The 13,393-nt window shown below is 42.5% G+C and carries 16 protein-coding genes and 1 pseudogene; 9 read left to right on the forward strand and 8 right to left on the reverse strand.

Going from position 1 to position 13,393, the window contains the following annotated elements:
- The 6 genes and pseudogenes from Q0296_RS10660 to Q0296_RS10685 all read left to right on the forward strand — a co-directional run.
- Nucleotides 1–311: pseudogene (locus Q0296_RS10660) on the forward strand (ATP-binding protein); the annotation flags it as partial.
- Between the two features lies 1 nt (nt 312).
- Nucleotides 313–1,716: an NAD(P)H-hydrate dehydratase gene (locus Q0296_RS10665; RefSeq protein WP_298040407.1), complete on the forward strand. Its 1,404-nt coding sequence runs from the start codon at nt 313–315 to the stop codon at nt 1,714–1,716.
- Nucleotides 1,698–2,285 (forward strand): phosphoribosylglycinamide formyltransferase, encoded by a 588-nt coding sequence (gene purN, locus Q0296_RS10670; RefSeq protein ID WP_298040409.1) that lies wholly within the window; start codon nt 1,698–1,700, stop codon nt 2,283–2,285. Before Q0296_RS10665 ends, purN begins: the two co-directional genes overlap by 19 nt.
- A complete protein-coding gene (locus Q0296_RS10675) occupies nt 2,278–3,003 on the forward strand; it encodes a TerC family protein (RefSeq protein ID WP_298040411.1) in 726 nt (241 codons plus the stop codon). The genes purN and Q0296_RS10675 overlap by 8 nt, the downstream gene beginning before the upstream one ends.
- Before the next feature lie 15 nt (nt 3,004–3,018).
- Nucleotides 3,019–3,399 (forward strand): VOC family protein, encoded by a 381-nt coding sequence (locus tag Q0296_RS10680; RefSeq protein ID WP_298040413.1) that lies wholly within the window; start codon nt 3,019–3,021, stop codon nt 3,397–3,399.
- Between the two features lie 12 nt (nt 3,400–3,411).
- Nucleotides 3,412–4,743 (forward strand): MATE family efflux transporter, encoded by a 1,332-nt coding sequence (locus Q0296_RS10685; protein WP_298040415.1) that lies wholly within the window; start codon nt 3,412–3,414, stop codon nt 4,741–4,743.
- Here Q0296_RS10685 and Q0296_RS10690 read toward each other — a convergent pair.
- From Q0296_RS10690 to Q0296_RS10705, 4 genes are read right to left on the reverse strand one after another with little or no spacing between them, the layout of a single operon-like run.
- Entirely contained in the window at nt 4,724–5,530 is an 807-nt protein-coding gene (locus Q0296_RS10690) for a metal ABC transporter permease (RefSeq protein ID WP_149704803.1), read from the reverse strand. The two genes, Q0296_RS10685 and Q0296_RS10690, sit on opposite strands and share 20 nt — an antisense overlap.
- Nucleotides 5,531–5,539: 9 nt before the next feature.
- Complete coding sequence (locus Q0296_RS10695) at nt 5,540–6,322, reverse strand: ABC transporter ATP-binding protein (RefSeq protein WP_298040419.1); 783 nt, start codon at nt 6,320–6,322, stop codon at nt 5,540–5,542.
- On the reverse strand, nt 6,319–7,812 hold the full coding sequence (locus Q0296_RS10700; protein ID WP_298040421.1) for a DUF1007 family protein: 1,494 nt from the start codon (nt 7,810–7,812) through the stop codon (nt 6,319–6,321). The genes Q0296_RS10695 and Q0296_RS10700 overlap by 4 nt, the downstream gene beginning before the upstream one ends.
- Before the next feature lie 2 nt (nt 7,813–7,814).
- Nucleotides 7,815–8,723: a zinc ABC transporter substrate-binding protein gene (locus tag Q0296_RS10705; RefSeq protein WP_298040424.1), complete on the reverse strand. Its 909-nt coding sequence runs from the start codon at nt 8,721–8,723 to the stop codon at nt 7,815–7,817.
- A 145-nt stretch (nt 8,724–8,868) separates the two neighbouring features.
- Between Q0296_RS10705 and Q0296_RS10710 the strand changes: the two genes are divergently transcribed.
- Nucleotides 8,869–9,228, forward strand: a complete 360-nt coding sequence (locus Q0296_RS10710) for a transcriptional repressor (protein WP_103598258.1) — start codon at nt 8,869–8,871, stop codon at nt 9,226–9,228.
- Here the strand turns inward: Q0296_RS10710 and Q0296_RS10715 are convergent.
- A complete protein-coding gene (locus Q0296_RS10715; RefSeq protein WP_298040428.1) occupies nt 9,219–9,611 on the reverse strand; it encodes a thioesterase family protein in 393 nt (130 codons plus the stop codon). The two genes, Q0296_RS10710 and Q0296_RS10715, sit on opposite strands and share 10 nt — an antisense overlap.
- Nucleotides 9,612–9,656: 45 nt before the next feature.
- Here Q0296_RS10715 and Q0296_RS10720 point away from each other — a divergent pair, with 45 nt between their 5' ends.
- Entirely contained in the window at nt 9,657–10,382 is a 726-nt protein-coding gene (locus Q0296_RS10720; protein ID WP_298040430.1) for a class I SAM-dependent methyltransferase, read from the forward strand.
- Here Q0296_RS10720 and Q0296_RS10725 read toward each other — a convergent pair.
- Nucleotides 10,379–11,257, reverse strand: coding sequence for a DMT family transporter (locus tag Q0296_RS10725; protein ID WP_298040432.1), 879 nt, complete (start codon nt 11,255–11,257; stop codon nt 10,379–10,381). The genes Q0296_RS10720 and Q0296_RS10725 overlap by 4 nt on opposite strands.
- The gene (locus Q0296_RS10730) at nt 11,254–12,003 is read right to left on the reverse strand and encodes a DUF4197 domain-containing protein (protein WP_298040435.1); all 750 of its coding nucleotides are present in this window, start codon (nt 12,001–12,003) and stop codon (nt 11,254–11,256) included. Before Q0296_RS10730 ends, Q0296_RS10725 begins: the two co-directional genes overlap by 4 nt.
- A gap of 109 nt (nt 12,004–12,112) precedes the next feature.
- On the opposite strand from Q0296_RS10730, the gene Q0296_RS10735 reads away from it, so the two are divergent.
- Complete coding sequence (locus tag Q0296_RS10735) at nt 12,113–12,670, forward strand: manganese efflux pump MntP family protein (RefSeq protein ID WP_298040437.1); 558 nt, start codon at nt 12,113–12,115, stop codon at nt 12,668–12,670.
- Here Q0296_RS10735 and Q0296_RS10740 read toward each other — a convergent pair.
- Nucleotides 12,667–13,393 (reverse strand): exodeoxyribonuclease III (locus Q0296_RS10740; protein WP_298040439.1); only part of this gene is annotated, 727 nt, incomplete at its 5' end. The genes Q0296_RS10735 and Q0296_RS10740 overlap by 4 nt on opposite strands.

Consider the following 13,393-nt stretch of genomic DNA (forward strand, 5'->3'; position numbering starts at 1 on the left):
ATTCGTCGGCAGCGTCAGATGTGTATAAGAGACAGCAGCAGATGAGCGAGATGGTTTTAAAAGCCTTTATATTTCAAAAAAAGCGTGATCAAATGGAGCTAAATGGCAAGCTAAATGACGCGCAGGTGGCTAAATTTTGCATGCTAGACGCTGAGGCAAGTGAAATTTTAAAAAAGGCCGCCACAAAGTACAATCTCTCTCAAAGGGGCATAAAAAGGACGCTTAGAGTGGCTAGAAGCATCGCCGATCTTGATGAGAGCGAGCAAATTTTAAAGCCGCACATCTTAGAGGCGCTTAGTTTTAGGGCATAGAATGAAAAATTTATATTTAGACACGAGAGTTTTGGACGAGCTAGCGAGCGAGAAATTTGGCCTTAGCGAAGAGATTTTAATGGAAAACGCAGCCATAGCCATAGCAAATTTTATCCGTAAGAAATTTAAAAAAGGCGAGAGAGTGCTTGGCATTTGCGGTAGCGGAAACAACGGCGCTGACGTGCTTTGCGCTTTAAGGATGCTAGAGGGCGAGTATGAGTGTGAATTTATCCTAGCTAGTAAAAATTTAAAGCCACTTGCCGCCAAACAGCTCGAGCGAGCTAAATTTGCTGGTGTGCGTGAGAGCAAAGATGTAGAAAATAGCTTAAATAGAGCAAAATGCCTCATAGACGGGCTTTTTGGCTCAGGGCTAAATAGAGCTTTGGATCAAAATTTAGTCGGTCTCATCTCAAAAATAAACGCTAGCCCCGCTTATATCATCGCTTGCGACGTGCCAAGTGGGCTAAGTAGCGATGGCAAGGTGCTTGGCGCTTGCGTAAAAGCAGACGCCACTATCACAATGGGAGCTAAAAAACTTGGGCTTTATAGCGACGCAGCAAAAGACTACGTTGGCAAGATAAAGGTCGCCACTCTTGGCATAAGCTCGCAAAACTACGAGTGCGAGAGTGACTATCACCTGCTTGAAAAAAGTGATCTCATGCTTCCAAATAGAAAAAATCAGTGCGTAAATAAGGGCGACTTTGGCCATGCATTTATCATATCTGGCGAGCATGTGGGAGCTAGCAAGCTTTGCGCAAAGGCGGCATTTGCCTTTGGGGCTGGGCTAGTTAGCGTGATAGGCGAGCAAGGTTTAAATTTACCAACACATATCATGCAAGCTAGCAAGATAAGTGAGAAAATGAACGCTGGAGCCCTTGGCATGGGGCTTGGCAAAAAAGACATAGAAGAGCTTGAGGTGCAAAATTTAAAGGGCAAAAAGCTTGTTCTTGACGCTGATATCTTTTACAGCCAAAAAGTGCTTGACCTGCTAGATGAGAACTGCGTCTTGACACCTCATCCAAAGGAGTTTTGCTCGCTTTTAAAAATTTGCAAAATAGCCGATATAGATGTGCAAACTTTGCAAGAGAACAGACACGCCTATGCTAGAGCTTGGAGTGAGAAATTTAAGGCTGTTCTTGTGCTAAAAGGGGCAAACACTATAATCGCCAAAGAGGGGCAAATTTACGTCATGCCTTATGGCAAAAACACGCTTGCAAAAGGCGGTAGCGGCGACGTGCTAAGCGGTCTTGTGCTAGCACTTTTGGCTCAAGGCTATGAGCCACTAAATGCTGCCATCTCAGCCACTTTAGCTCATGCGCTTAGCCTTAGAAATTTTGGCAAAAACAGCTACGCGCTCGAGCCAACAGACATCATCAAAGGAGTAAAATGCTTACAAAAAAGATAGCCGTGCTTTTTAGCGGCAGTGGCTCAAATTTAGAAGCGATACTTAAAAAAGTTCATAATCAAATTTTTAACGGCGTAAAGATCGAAGTTTGTCTTTGTATCTGTAACAAGCCTGGTGCATTTGGTATAGAGCGTGCTAAGAAATTTGGGCTTGAAACGACGATAATAGAGAGTGCTAAATTTAAAAATCGTGAGGAATTTGACGCTGTTTTGGTGGAGCAAATTTTAAAAAGTGGGGCTGATATAACGGTGCTTGCAGGCTTCATGAGGATACTAACGCCAGTTTTTACGACGCAAGTAAAAGCTATAAATTTACATCCTTCTATCTTACCGCTTTTTAAGGGCGCACATGCGATAAAGGAGAGCTTTGAGAGCGATATGATGATAGGCGGCGTGAGCGTGCACTATGTGAGCGAGGAGCTTGACGGGGGCAAACTGATCGCGCAAAGGGCGTTTGAGCGTGAGGATAGCATGAGTTTAGATGAGTGGGAAGCCAAAATTCACGCCATAGAGCATGAAATTTTGCCCCAAAGCATAATAAAAATTTTAACAAAGGAAGTAAATGTTTGAATGGTTGAGTTCGCCAGAGGCATGGATATCGCTACTTACGCTAACTGGCTTGGAGATAGTTTTAGGCATAGATAACATCATATTTATTGCTATTTTAGTGGGCAAGCTGCCACCAGAGCAAAGGGGCAAAGGCCGCATTTTAGGGCTTGGCTTTGCGATGATCACTAGGATCATCCTGCTACTTTCGCTATTTTGGATCATGAAGCTTACAAAGCCGCTCTTTAGCATAGGCGAGCTTAGCATCACTGGGCGCGATCTGGTGCTCATAATAGGCGGTCTATTTTTGATAGTAAAATCATCAATGGAGATCCACGCAAACGTCACTGGCAAGCATGAAGAGGCTCACGAGAGCAAATCTCATCCAGGATTTTTTGCAACTATCCTAGAAATAGGCATTTTAGACATAGTCTTTTCGCTTGATAGCGTTATCACCGCAGTTGGTATGGCTCAGCACATCGATATCATGATACTTGCTGTCATCATCGCAGTTGGTGTCATGATGTTTGCCTCAAAGGCGATCTCTGAATTTGTCGATAACAACCCAACGATAAAAATGCTCGCACTAGCATTTTTGGTGCTTGTTGGCTTTGCGCTCGTGCTTGATGGCTTTGGTGTGCATGTGCCAAAAGGCTACATCTACTTTGCGATGGGCTTCTCACTAGCGGTTGAATGCCTAAATATCTACGCCAGAAAAAGGGCTTTAAGAGAGCAAAAATAAAAAGTGTGAGCCAAAATGCAGATAAAAAATTTAGATCACATCGTGATCGTAGTAAGCGACGTTAAAGAGGCGCTTAAATTTTACTGCGACATTTTAGGCATGCGACTAGCCCAGAAAGACGGTCACATTAGCCTAAATTTTGGCTCGCAAAAGATAAATTTACATAGGTTTGAGGGCGAGTTTTTACCTGCGGCAAAGCATCCAACAAAGGGCAGTGCTGATATATGTTTAATAGTTGAAGATAACATAGAAGACGTGCGCTCAGAGCTTCTTGCAAAAGGCGTAGAGATCGAGCTTGGCGTCGTTGAGCGAAATGGAGCACTTGGGGTAATGAAGAGTTTATATATTTACGACTTTGATGGAAATTTGATAGAACTTAGCTCATATGAAATTTAACAAGAAGGCAGCTTGGACCTACTAAAAGACCCGCTAAATAAACTAATCATCTCACTCTCGCTGCCAGCTGGTGTGGGCATGATGTTTAACACCCTTTACAACGTCACTGGCACATTTTTCGCCGCTAAAATTTCTACCATAGCCGTCGCTGGCATGGCGATGAGCTTTTTGCTCTATCTAAGTGTCGTTGGCATCGGGCTTGGCTTTGGCTCGGCACTCACCGCGCTAATTGGCAACAGCCTAGGCGCAAACAAACCAAAAATGGCTAAACTTTACGCCTCAAATGGCATCATCTTTGTGCTTCTTTTTGCCCTTTTTATGGGGCTTTGTGGCTATTTACTAGCGCCAAATTTACTGATCCTTTTAGGCGCCGATCACCACTATATAAAAGAGGCACTTGACTACGCTGGCGTCATCTTTCTTGCAGCTCCATTTTTCTTGCTTATAAAATCGCTTAATGGCATACTTGTCGCACTTGGCGATACTAAAAGCTACCGCAACTGGCTATTTTGCGGCCTTTTTATCAACGCATTTTTTTGCTATCTTTTTGCTTTTATCTTTGCTCTTGGCGTAAAAGGTCTTGCTCTAGCAACAGCTAGCGTGCAGTTTTTAGGTATGATCTATCTCTTTTTTAAAGTTAGAAAAAGCAAGATGATAGAGCCCAGAAATTTAGGCTACTTCGTGCCAAATTTCGCCGTCTGGGCAAAGATACTAAAGCAAGCTTTGCCAGCTTGTCTAAACTACCTCTCAATGTCGCTTGGCTCGCTCGTGCTTTTAAAATTTGTAAGCTTTTACGGCGTCAATGCAGTGGCAGGTTATGGCATAGCCTTAAGGATCGAGCAAATTTTAGTGCTTCCAACCATCGGCATGGCAGCAGGAGTGCTTAGTATCATCTCAAGAAACTACGGCGCTAAGAGCTTTCAAAGAGCGATGCAGTGCTACAAACTATCGCTTCTTTTTTTGCTCATCTACTGCGCCTTTGCCTACATCTTTATAAGGCTTTTTGGCGAGAGTGCGATCAAGCTCTTTGATAGCACGCCAGCCGTGCTAGAAGTGGCAAAGCTCTACCTTGGCATCAACTCACTTGCCTACATGGCTTACGGCACGATAAACATCTCAGGCAGCACGCTACAAGCGATAAAACGCCCAGTGGCGATCTTTTTACTAAATGGCTTTAGACAGCTCGTGCTTCAATGCTCGCTCTTTTACGTGGTAGTCTTTTGGCTAGGACTTGAGATCAAATTTATGTGGCTAGCGCTATTTTTTAGCGTCTATTTTACGGCGATTTGCTTTTTGGCTTGGACGCTTTTTAGGTTAAAAAGAGCTACGAGCGCAAGCTTTTAAATTTAAAGCTAAATGCAAAAAAGCAAAGCGAGGCGACTAAGATGATGCTAGCTCCGCCTGTGAGGTTGAAATAAAAGCTGATCACAAGGCCGATAAAGCAAAAAATGATAGAAAAAATGGTTGAGATAAGCATCATTAGCCCAAGTCTTTTGGCAAAAATTTGCGCAATATAAGGCGGTATGGTAAGTAGAGCGATGACAAGTATTAGCCCCACCACGCGGATCGTAGCCACCACGCAAAGCGCCATCATGCAAACTAGCAGATAGTGAAAAAAAGTGGTATTTACGCCCCTTAGCCTTGCAAACTCCGCATCAAAGCTGATCGCCACAAACTGGCGGTAAAAAAGCGCGATGAGTGCCAAAAACAAGAGGTCTAAAACGCTCATAAAGATAATATCTGTACCGCTAACTGCAAGGATTGAGCCAAAAAGATAGCTCATAAGATCAGCGTTATAGCCAGGCGTTAGGTCGATGAAAATAATACCAATAGCCATGCCAATCGCCCAAATAGCACCTATTACAGAGTCGATGTTTGTCTTATCTTTTAGCGTGATCGTGGCTATTATGAGCGCTAAAAATAGCGAAAATATGCTCGCACCAAAAAGTGGCTCGAGTGAGAAGAAAAAGGCAAGTCCTATGCCGCCATATGCGCCGTGTGCGATGCCTCCAGCGATGAAGGTCATCTTATTTATCACGACAAGCGAGCCTATCATGCCGCATATTATGCTTACTAAAATGCTCGCAATAAAGGCATTTTGCATAAAATTTAACTCTAAAATTTCACTCATTTTCTCTCTTTAAAATTTAAAAACATTGCTCTTTGTTTTTTCGCAGCCACACTCGCCAAGTGCGATCTCGACATCACAAAAATGGCTATGCGTTCTAGCTAGATGCTCGATAAATTCCCTCTTAGCAAGGTTTTCATGCGTTTTATGAATGTGTAAATTTTTACTCACGTAAGCGATCTTTGTAGCGTAATTTAGCACGATATTTAGGTCGTGACTAACTAAAACCACACCAACGCCATTTTCGTTTATGCCCTTTAAAATTTCATAAATTTCAGCCTGCCCTTTTGTGTCGATGCTGGCTGTTGGCTCGTCTAGGATAAGCACTTTTGCATTTGCACAAAGCGCTCTAGCGATATAGACGCGCTGCCTTTGACCGCCACTTAGCTCGCCGATCCTAGCGTTTGCAAACTCGCTCATGCCGACCTTTTCAAGGGCACTTATCGCTAGAGCTTTTTCATTTTTTGAGTAAAAACCAAAGATTTTTTTATCGATTAGCCCCATTAAAACAACTTCTAAAACCATCATCGGAAAGCTTTGATTTGAGAGGAAATTTTGCGGCACATAGCCTATAAATTTGCTAACTTCGCTTGGTGCCTTGCCAAAGAGTAAAATTTCGCCACTTTGAGGCTTAAGCAGACCCAAAATGAGCTTTAAAAGCGTACTTTTGCCCCCACCATTTGGGCCAATTATCGCTAAAAACTCGTCACTACTATAGTCTAAGTTAATACCCTCTAAAACGACTTGCTTATCGTAGCTAAAGTTTAAATTTCTAATTTTTATAATATCTTTCAAAACAGGCTCTTTTGCGTAAATGTCGTGACAAAAATGAAAAGTCCAAGCCAAAGCATGATGCCAAGGGCTGCAAATTCTGCGTAGATTTTAAACTTTTTTAGCTTAATGTTCGTGCTGATCTTTGAGCCAAAAACTGCCGCTACAAATATCACCACACTCATGCCAAGCGCCATAAACAGGCCACTTATCACGCCAGCAAAGTAGCTACCTATCTCATTTGCCAGCACAAAGACTAGTATCGTGCCAGGACAGGGCACAAGAGCCGCAGCAGCCGCTACTAGCCACTCCTCTTTGCTCTTTGGCTTTTTAGTGGAGCAAATTTGACAACCGCATTCGCTTTTAAATTTTGTATTTTTACTCAAATTTTGGCTTAGATTTGATCTAAAAATATAAAATTTAGTCTCATTTTTGTTTGAGAGATAAAATTTGATCTTTTTAACGAGCATAAAAATCGCCACAAAAAAGATCACAACTCCAGAAAACGCGGTCGTTATGCTAGCTGTGTCCTTTGTGAGGTCGCTGCTAACTTCACGAAGCAGCAAAAAGCTAGCAAAGACAAAGACAAATGCACCCACAACATGCAAAAAGCCGATCTTTAACGCAAATAAAAACGCCCTTTTGTAGCTGCCACCAGTTGCGGCAAAATATGAGCTTGTTAGCACCTTGCCATGACCTGCGCCAGCAGCGTGCAAGAAGCCATAGCCAAATGAGATAAACGCTAAAAATAGCAGCGCAAGCGGACTTTTGTAATCCACGCTTCTTAAAATTTGCTTTAGCCTATCAAGCAAGCTTAGGCTAGTTTTTGAGACGATGTCAAATTTAGCCTCATCGATCTTATCTATCTGGCTTAAATTCTCATCGCTCGCGCCTGCTACTGGCTCTTTTAGCAGCTCTTTAAGCGCTGGCTTTTCATTGTGAGCTTTGGCCGCTTCTTTGCTTGAAAATGTAAAAAATATCAAATTTGAGTTTGAATTTGGTATCGCCCAGAAGCTTTCACCCACCAAAAATGCGTTATTTTGCGTAAATTTGAAGTTAAAATAGCTCTCTTTGTCCTCCATATCAACCGATACGACAAGTCCGTCAGCTATCACTAAATTTGTCTTAAAACTCACGTCAAATTTAAGCCTGCCCTCATCAAAATAGAGCTTGTAATTATTTAAATTTGGCTCTATTTTAGTGGCGTTTTCGTCCTTGTAATAATACTCAATGTCCGTTAGATAGTGCCTTGGCACGAGGTAGTCTAGCAAATTTAAGCGGATCTTTCTTAGCTCTTTTTCGTCTATCTTTTCATCTTGATTGAGATCAAAATTTTGCTTCATCAGCTCTGAGAAATTTTGCGAAAATGTCCAAGTAAAGGCTATTTGCGTGATGTTATTTTCGTGTGCGACAAATTTCGCGCTAACGTGAGCAGTTGGGCTATAAAGCGAGCATAGAGCACACCCGAAGGCATTTATGGTTAGTAGGCAAATGACGATCAGGCGTGCTAACATTTCTATAGACTTTTTGCAAAAATTTCAGCCGTTTTTTTCATCTCGGCTAACCAGTTTTCAGGCAACTGATCTATCATGACGACCTTTGAGCCAGTCTCTTTTGCGATCAAATTTGCAGCCTTTGTTGGAAACTGCGGAGCTACGAAAATGACCTTTACACCGTGCTCTTTGGCCTCTTCTATAAGCTCTTTTAGCTCAGCTGGTTTTGGCTCTTTACCCTCGACCTCGATAGCTATCTGCTCTAGATCATAGCGCTTTGCAAAGTAGCCCCAAGATGGGTGATATACGATAAATTCGCGAGTTTTGACATCTTTTAGCTCATTTTTGATAAAGGCGTCAAGCTCGTCAAGGCTAGCTTTAAATTTAGCCAAATTCTCCTCATAAAGCTTTGCATTTTGCGGGAATTTCTCGATTAGTGCCTTAGCGATGTTATCAGCTTGAGTTTTTACCAAGATAGGGTCAAGCCAGATGTGTGGGTCAAGGCCGTCATGGTGATGATGGTGCTCGCCAGCTTCGTGGTCATGGTGTTCATGTTTATGTTCGCCATCGTGCTTATGCTCGTGGTGCTCGTGACCTTCGTGCCCCTCGCTCATAGCGATCTTTTCGATGCCTTCTTGCGTCTTTACGATGCGTAAATTTTTAAATGTCTTTGAGAAGCGATCCAGCCACGCATCCTCAAATTCGATGCCGATAGCAAAGTAAAGTTCGCTCTTTTCAAGCTCCTTCATCTGCTTTGGCTTTGGCTCGTAGGTGTGCGGATCAGCGCCCTTGCCAACCATCGTATTTACATCTAGCGTATCTCCAGCGATCTGCTCAACGAAAAATTTCGTTGGCAGTATGCTAGTAGTCACAACCGGCTTTGCAAAAAGAGACAAAGCACAAACAGCTAAAAAAACGATAATTTTTCTCATTATCTCTCCTTTAAAAAATAATTGCGAAGTTTAGCAAAATGCAACTTGGTTGCAACTTAAAGTTCAAAAGCCTAAATTTAGCCTTTTCTTTTAAATATAGTTTAAATCTTTTAGCGTTAATATACGCAAAATAAAAAGGGCAAAGATGAACGCGAGAAATTTCCTAGAAGAGCACAATATCAAGGCCACTACGCTTCGCATAAAGCTTGTTGAAATTTTGCAAAACGCCAAAGCACCGCTAAGCTATGATGAAATTTTGCAAATTCTTGACGCAAACAAGACGACCTTTTATAGAAGTATGGAAATTTTTGAGAAAGAAAATCTCGTCATAAAAACCGAAAACAACCACAAGAGCTACTACGAGCTGGCGAATGAAGCCAAAGCCTACTTCATCTGCGACGTCTGCCACAAGGTGACAAACATCGATATGCCTCGCCTAAACGTCGCTAAAAATATCAAAAGTGCCGTGATAAAGGGCGTTTGCGACGAGTGCGGTCACGAGTAAAGCGCGATGATCTCAGCTGGGATCGCTTTTGGGCGATTTGTCTTTAGATCGATATAGACAAACTCCGTCTTGCCAGTTGCTATTAGCTCGCCATCCTTTTTAAACTCAAAATATCTGCAAGATGTCGCCTTGCCATCGGCTTGCGTGTAGGTGTGAATTTCTATCTTATCCATCAGCTTTGCGCTCTTTATATATTTTGCTTCATTTTTTCTAATAAGCCAAATTTCACCCCTTTTATACTGCGCCTCGACTGTGTCACCAACAGCGGTAGAGTGGGCAAATGCGGCCTCTTGCATAAGCGTGAAATAATAGACATTGTTCATGTGTCCGTGCATGTCTATGGCTTGTGGCGGGGTGGGGACTCGGTAGATAAAATATCTCATTTTTTACCTTTTTTGCTAAAATTATAACCAAAAAGAGGAGCTAAAATGCAAAATTTATGGGATAAAAAGGCGTCAAACTACCAAAGATTTGACGGCAAGATCAGCGCTATCCAGCAGCAAATTTATAGCAAAGCTTTGGCTTGGGGGATAGACTTTAACGGTAAAGAAATTTTAGATATAGGCTGTGGCACGGGCGTTTGGAGCATATTTTTATCAAAAACTGCTAAACATATAACAGGCATTGATAGCTCTGAAAAGATGATAGAAATTTTAAACGAGGACGCAAAGAGATTTGGCGTGACAAATTTAAGCAGCGAGGTTTGCTCATGGAGAGAATTTAAACCTAAAAAATACTTTGATATCGCCATTTGCACGATGAGCCCGGCCATTATAAGCGACGAGGATTTTGCTAAATTTCAAAACTGCGCCAAGCAAAAGCTCTATCTTGGCTGGGACAAGCCTAGAAGCTCTGACCTACTTGAGCCATTTTTTGAGAAATTTGGCCGCGTGCTCTCTCAAAAAAATATCGTAGATAGGCTTGAAGCGTGGCTAAATGAGCAAGGCATCGCTTATAAGAGTGAAATTTTAAACGAAACTAGGATCGCTAGACGAAGCGTGCAAGAAGCAGCTGAAAATATCTGCTGGCACCTTGAGATAAACGGAGCTAAAAACTACGATGAAAAGGCGGTTTTAGCGATGTTAAAAGAGAGATTTGACGGCGAGTTCATAGACGAGAAAATTGACTCTCAAATGAAGCTTTTTGTCTTTTAAAGCTTAAATTTAGAGCAAATTTGCTTGCCAAATTCGCTAAAAATGACGCCAAAGATGATGAGCATGGCTCCAAAAATTTGCCAGATACTAAGCATCTCGCCTGCAAAAAAGTAGCCAATGAGCCCTGCAGAGACTGGCTCTAGGCAGAAAAACAAGGCCGCTTTGCTAGCGGTCGTATATCTTTGAGCGATCGTTTGCACAAAGTAGCAAAATATGGTGCCAATCACCGTCGTGATAAATATCGCTATGAAAAATTCCCGATCAAAATTTGGCACGATACTGCCCTGAAAAAATGCAAAAACAAGCGAGAGTAGGGCATTTGTGAGAAAGACCACAAAGACAAGCAGATAAAGCTCGCTCTTTCTTACAAAGTGGCCATTTAGCGTCGTGTAAAGTGCGTAAAATATGGCGCAGATCAAAGCCAAAGCCTCTCCAGCCCCAAGTGCGAGCGTGGCGCCACTTAAGAGCCAAAGCCCAAAAATAGCGATGAGTGCACCATAAATAGCAAAAATACTTATCTTATTTTTAAAAAACACCGCCGCCATAAAAGGGACTATCACACACTCAAGCCCCGTGATAAAGGCGACACTCGAGCTAAAAGTAATCTTTAGAGCGTAAGTTTGCGTGGCAAATGATAAAAAGAGCACCGCCCCAAGGATAACGCCGTAGAAGACGCTCTTTTTATCAAATTTCTTAGTAAATTTAAGCGCGACAAAGCCCATAAAGATAGCCGAGAGAAAAAACCGGCAAAAGAGCATGACAAAGACGCCATTTGTTTTTAGTGCGTTTGCCATGGGTAAAAACGTAGCGCCCCAGACGATGGCAACTACGATAAGAGCGATGTCCGCTCTATTTTGAGCGCTTAAATTTCTCATTTAAAGATCGAGTCAAGCACCTTTTTGCCGCTATCTAGGCTAAAGCCGCTTCTTAGCCCCTTTTCTTTCTCGCTCATCACGTTAAATAGCCCATCTAGCGTCTTTCTCGTGATATAAGCGTTTAGATCCTCGCCATCATCTGGCACATATTCGCTTGCGCCTAAATTTTTAGCTAGGCTTTTGACTGATTTTATCGTTTCGTTGTTTTTTGCTGAGTTACCGATGAAAGAATTTAGCCCATTATAGGCAGTCGCAAAGCTATTATCGCTCATCATTTTCTCAATTATCGGTGTAAATGCCGCCTTTAGCTTTTGGCTGGAGCTTTCCTGCAGATACTTCGTAACGCTGTCGCTGCCGCCGTTAAAGAGCTTTTTCACGTCAGCCTCGCTCATATTTTTTATGCTCTCGTTAAAAATTTCTGCAGCCTTTGGCACGGCCGTGGTTGCAGCGTTGTTTATCGACTTGCTAAGGTCCTGCGCCCACTTCTCGCCGCCCAATTTTTTGGCTAAATTTGACGCCATCTCAAGGCTTTTTGGAAGCGGGATTTTAGCTGTGGCGTTGTTCATAAAGCCCTCTTTTGAAAGCTCGCTCACAGCAGCATTTAGCGCCTCGCTAACTAGACTTTTATAGTCGCCGCTTGATGCGTGAGTGGCGATTTTGACACCTTTATTTATCATATCGTCCATGCTTGCGGCTTGTAAATTTAAAGCAAGCGCGCCACAAAGAATAACAAGTGATCTTTTCATTTTCTTTCCTTTTTACAAATTTAAAGCAAAATCATACAAAAAATATCTAAACGCTTAAAATAAATTTAATATTTTTGCACTAAAATTCTCCCTTTTTTGAGGGGAATTTATGCAGCTTTTACTTCTTAGCTTCGCTCTTAGCATGGATAGCGCAGCGCTAAATATGGCAAACGGCGCAAGGTATAAAAGCCTTGCCCTTGGCAAAATTTTATTTATAGCCTTCATGCTTGGATTTTTTCAGTTTCTCATGCCGCTTCTTGGCTATTTTCTAGGCATTAGCTTTGCTAAATTTATAAGCTCCGTTGATCACTTCATCGCATTTTTTATACTCTGTTTTCTTGGCTTTAAAATGCTAAAAGAGGCCTGTAGCAGCGAGGATAGCGACTCTTTGGGCATGGATATTAAGACCATTTTTATAGGTGCGTTTGCCACGAGCATAGACGCACTTGCTGTTGGCGTCACGCTTAGCTTTGAAGCGGTTAATGTATTTAAGAGTGCGCTCATCATCGGTGTAGTCTGCTTTGTGCTAAGCCTAGCCGCCTTTTACATCGGTAAATTTATGGGTGAAATTTTAGAGAAAAAGGCACTATTTTTAGGTGGAGCGATACTTATATTTCTAGGCTTTAAAATTTTGATCACCCACCTGCTAGAAGAGGGAGTGCTCTAAATTTCTATCTCGATGCCAACTGGGCAGTGGTCGCTGCCGGTGATCTCTGGCAAGATAAAGGCGTCTTTTAGCCTATCTTTTAGCCCTTGCGAGATGAAGAAATAATCAATCCTCCAGCCGACATTTTTAGCCCTTGCGTTAAAGCGGTAGCTCCACCACGAGTAAGCGTCCGCAACGTCGCCATTTACGGCTCTAAAGGTATCTATAAAGCCACTTTTTAGCACCTCATCTATCCACGCGCGCTCAATAGGCAAAAAGCCTGAAGTTTTGGCATTTGCCTTTGGATTTTTCAGGTCGATCTCGCGGTGAGCGGTATTTACGTCGCCACAAAATATCACCTCTTTGCCGCTTTTTATAAACTCTTTGCAGTAAGCTAGAAATTTCTCGTAAAAGTCCATCTTAAATGCCAAGCGCTCGTCGTCCTTTTGGCCGTTTGGAAAGTAGATGTTAAAAAGCACGATATCATCAAATCTATGCTCCAAAACTCGCCCCTCCGTGTCGTCAAAAAAAGCCGCTTTTTGCGTTTGCACGTCAAATTTAGCAAGGCTCATCACGCCAGAGTAGCCAGCCCTTGCGCCTGAGTTTACACTGATATCTTTAAAGCCAAGGTTGTAAATTTCTTTTGGCACGTCATCTTCTTTGACCTTGATCTCTTGCAGTCCCAAAAAATCAGGCTTAACCTCATCAAGCCAGCCAAAGCCATCTTTTGCCACGACTGCGCGC

This window comes from uncultured Campylobacter sp. (genome assembly GCF_937890585.1).
Taxonomy (GTDB): domain Bacteria; phylum Campylobacterota; class Campylobacteria; order Campylobacterales; family Campylobacteraceae; genus Campylobacter_A.

Bases quoted from the DNA above. Each gene is read 5' to 3' on its own strand.
- Q0296_RS10725 (WP_298040432.1), bottom strand. From the start codon at position 11,257: ATGAGAAATTTAAGCGCTCAAAATAGAGCGGACATCGCTCTTATCGTA.
- Q0296_RS10700 (WP_298040421.1), bottom strand. From the start codon at position 7,812: ATGTTAGCACGCCTGATCGTCATTTGCCTACTAACCATAAATGCCTTC.
- Q0296_RS10710 (WP_103598258.1), top strand. From the start codon at position 8,869: ATGAACGCGAGAAATTTCCTAGAAGAGCACAATATCAAGGCCACTACG.
- Q0296_RS10680 (WP_298040413.1), top strand. From the start codon at position 3,019: ATGCAGATAAAAAATTTAGATCACATCGTGATCGTAGTAAGCGACGTT.
- Q0296_RS10720 (WP_298040430.1), top strand. From the start codon at position 9,657: ATGCAAAATTTATGGGATAAAAAGGCGTCAAACTACCAAAGATTTGAC.
- Q0296_RS10715 (WP_298040428.1), bottom strand. From the start codon at position 9,611: ATGAGATATTTTATCTACCGAGTCCCCACCCCGCCACAAGCCATAGAC.
- Q0296_RS10705 (WP_298040424.1), bottom strand. From the start codon at position 8,723: ATGAGAAAAATTATCGTTTTTTTAGCTGTTTGTGCTTTGTCTCTTTTT.
- Q0296_RS10730 (WP_298040435.1), bottom strand. From the start codon at position 12,003: ATGAAAAGATCACTTGTTATTCTTTGTGGCGCGCTTGCTTTAAATTTA.
- Q0296_RS10735 (WP_298040437.1), top strand. From the start codon at position 12,113: ATGCAGCTTTTACTTCTTAGCTTCGCTCTTAGCATGGATAGCGCAGCG.
- purN (WP_298040409.1), top strand. From the start codon at position 1,698: ATGCTTACAAAAAAGATAGCCGTGCTTTTTAGCGGCAGTGGCTCAAAT.
- Q0296_RS10665 (WP_298040407.1), top strand. From the start codon at position 313: ATGAAAAATTTATATTTAGACACGAGAGTTTTGGACGAGCTAGCGAGC.
- Q0296_RS10675 (WP_298040411.1), top strand. From the start codon at position 2,278: ATGTTTGAATGGTTGAGTTCGCCAGAGGCATGGATATCGCTACTTACG.
- Q0296_RS10690 (WP_149704803.1), bottom strand. From the start codon at position 5,530: ATGAGTGAAATTTTAGAGTTAAATTTTATGCAAAATGCCTTTATTGCG.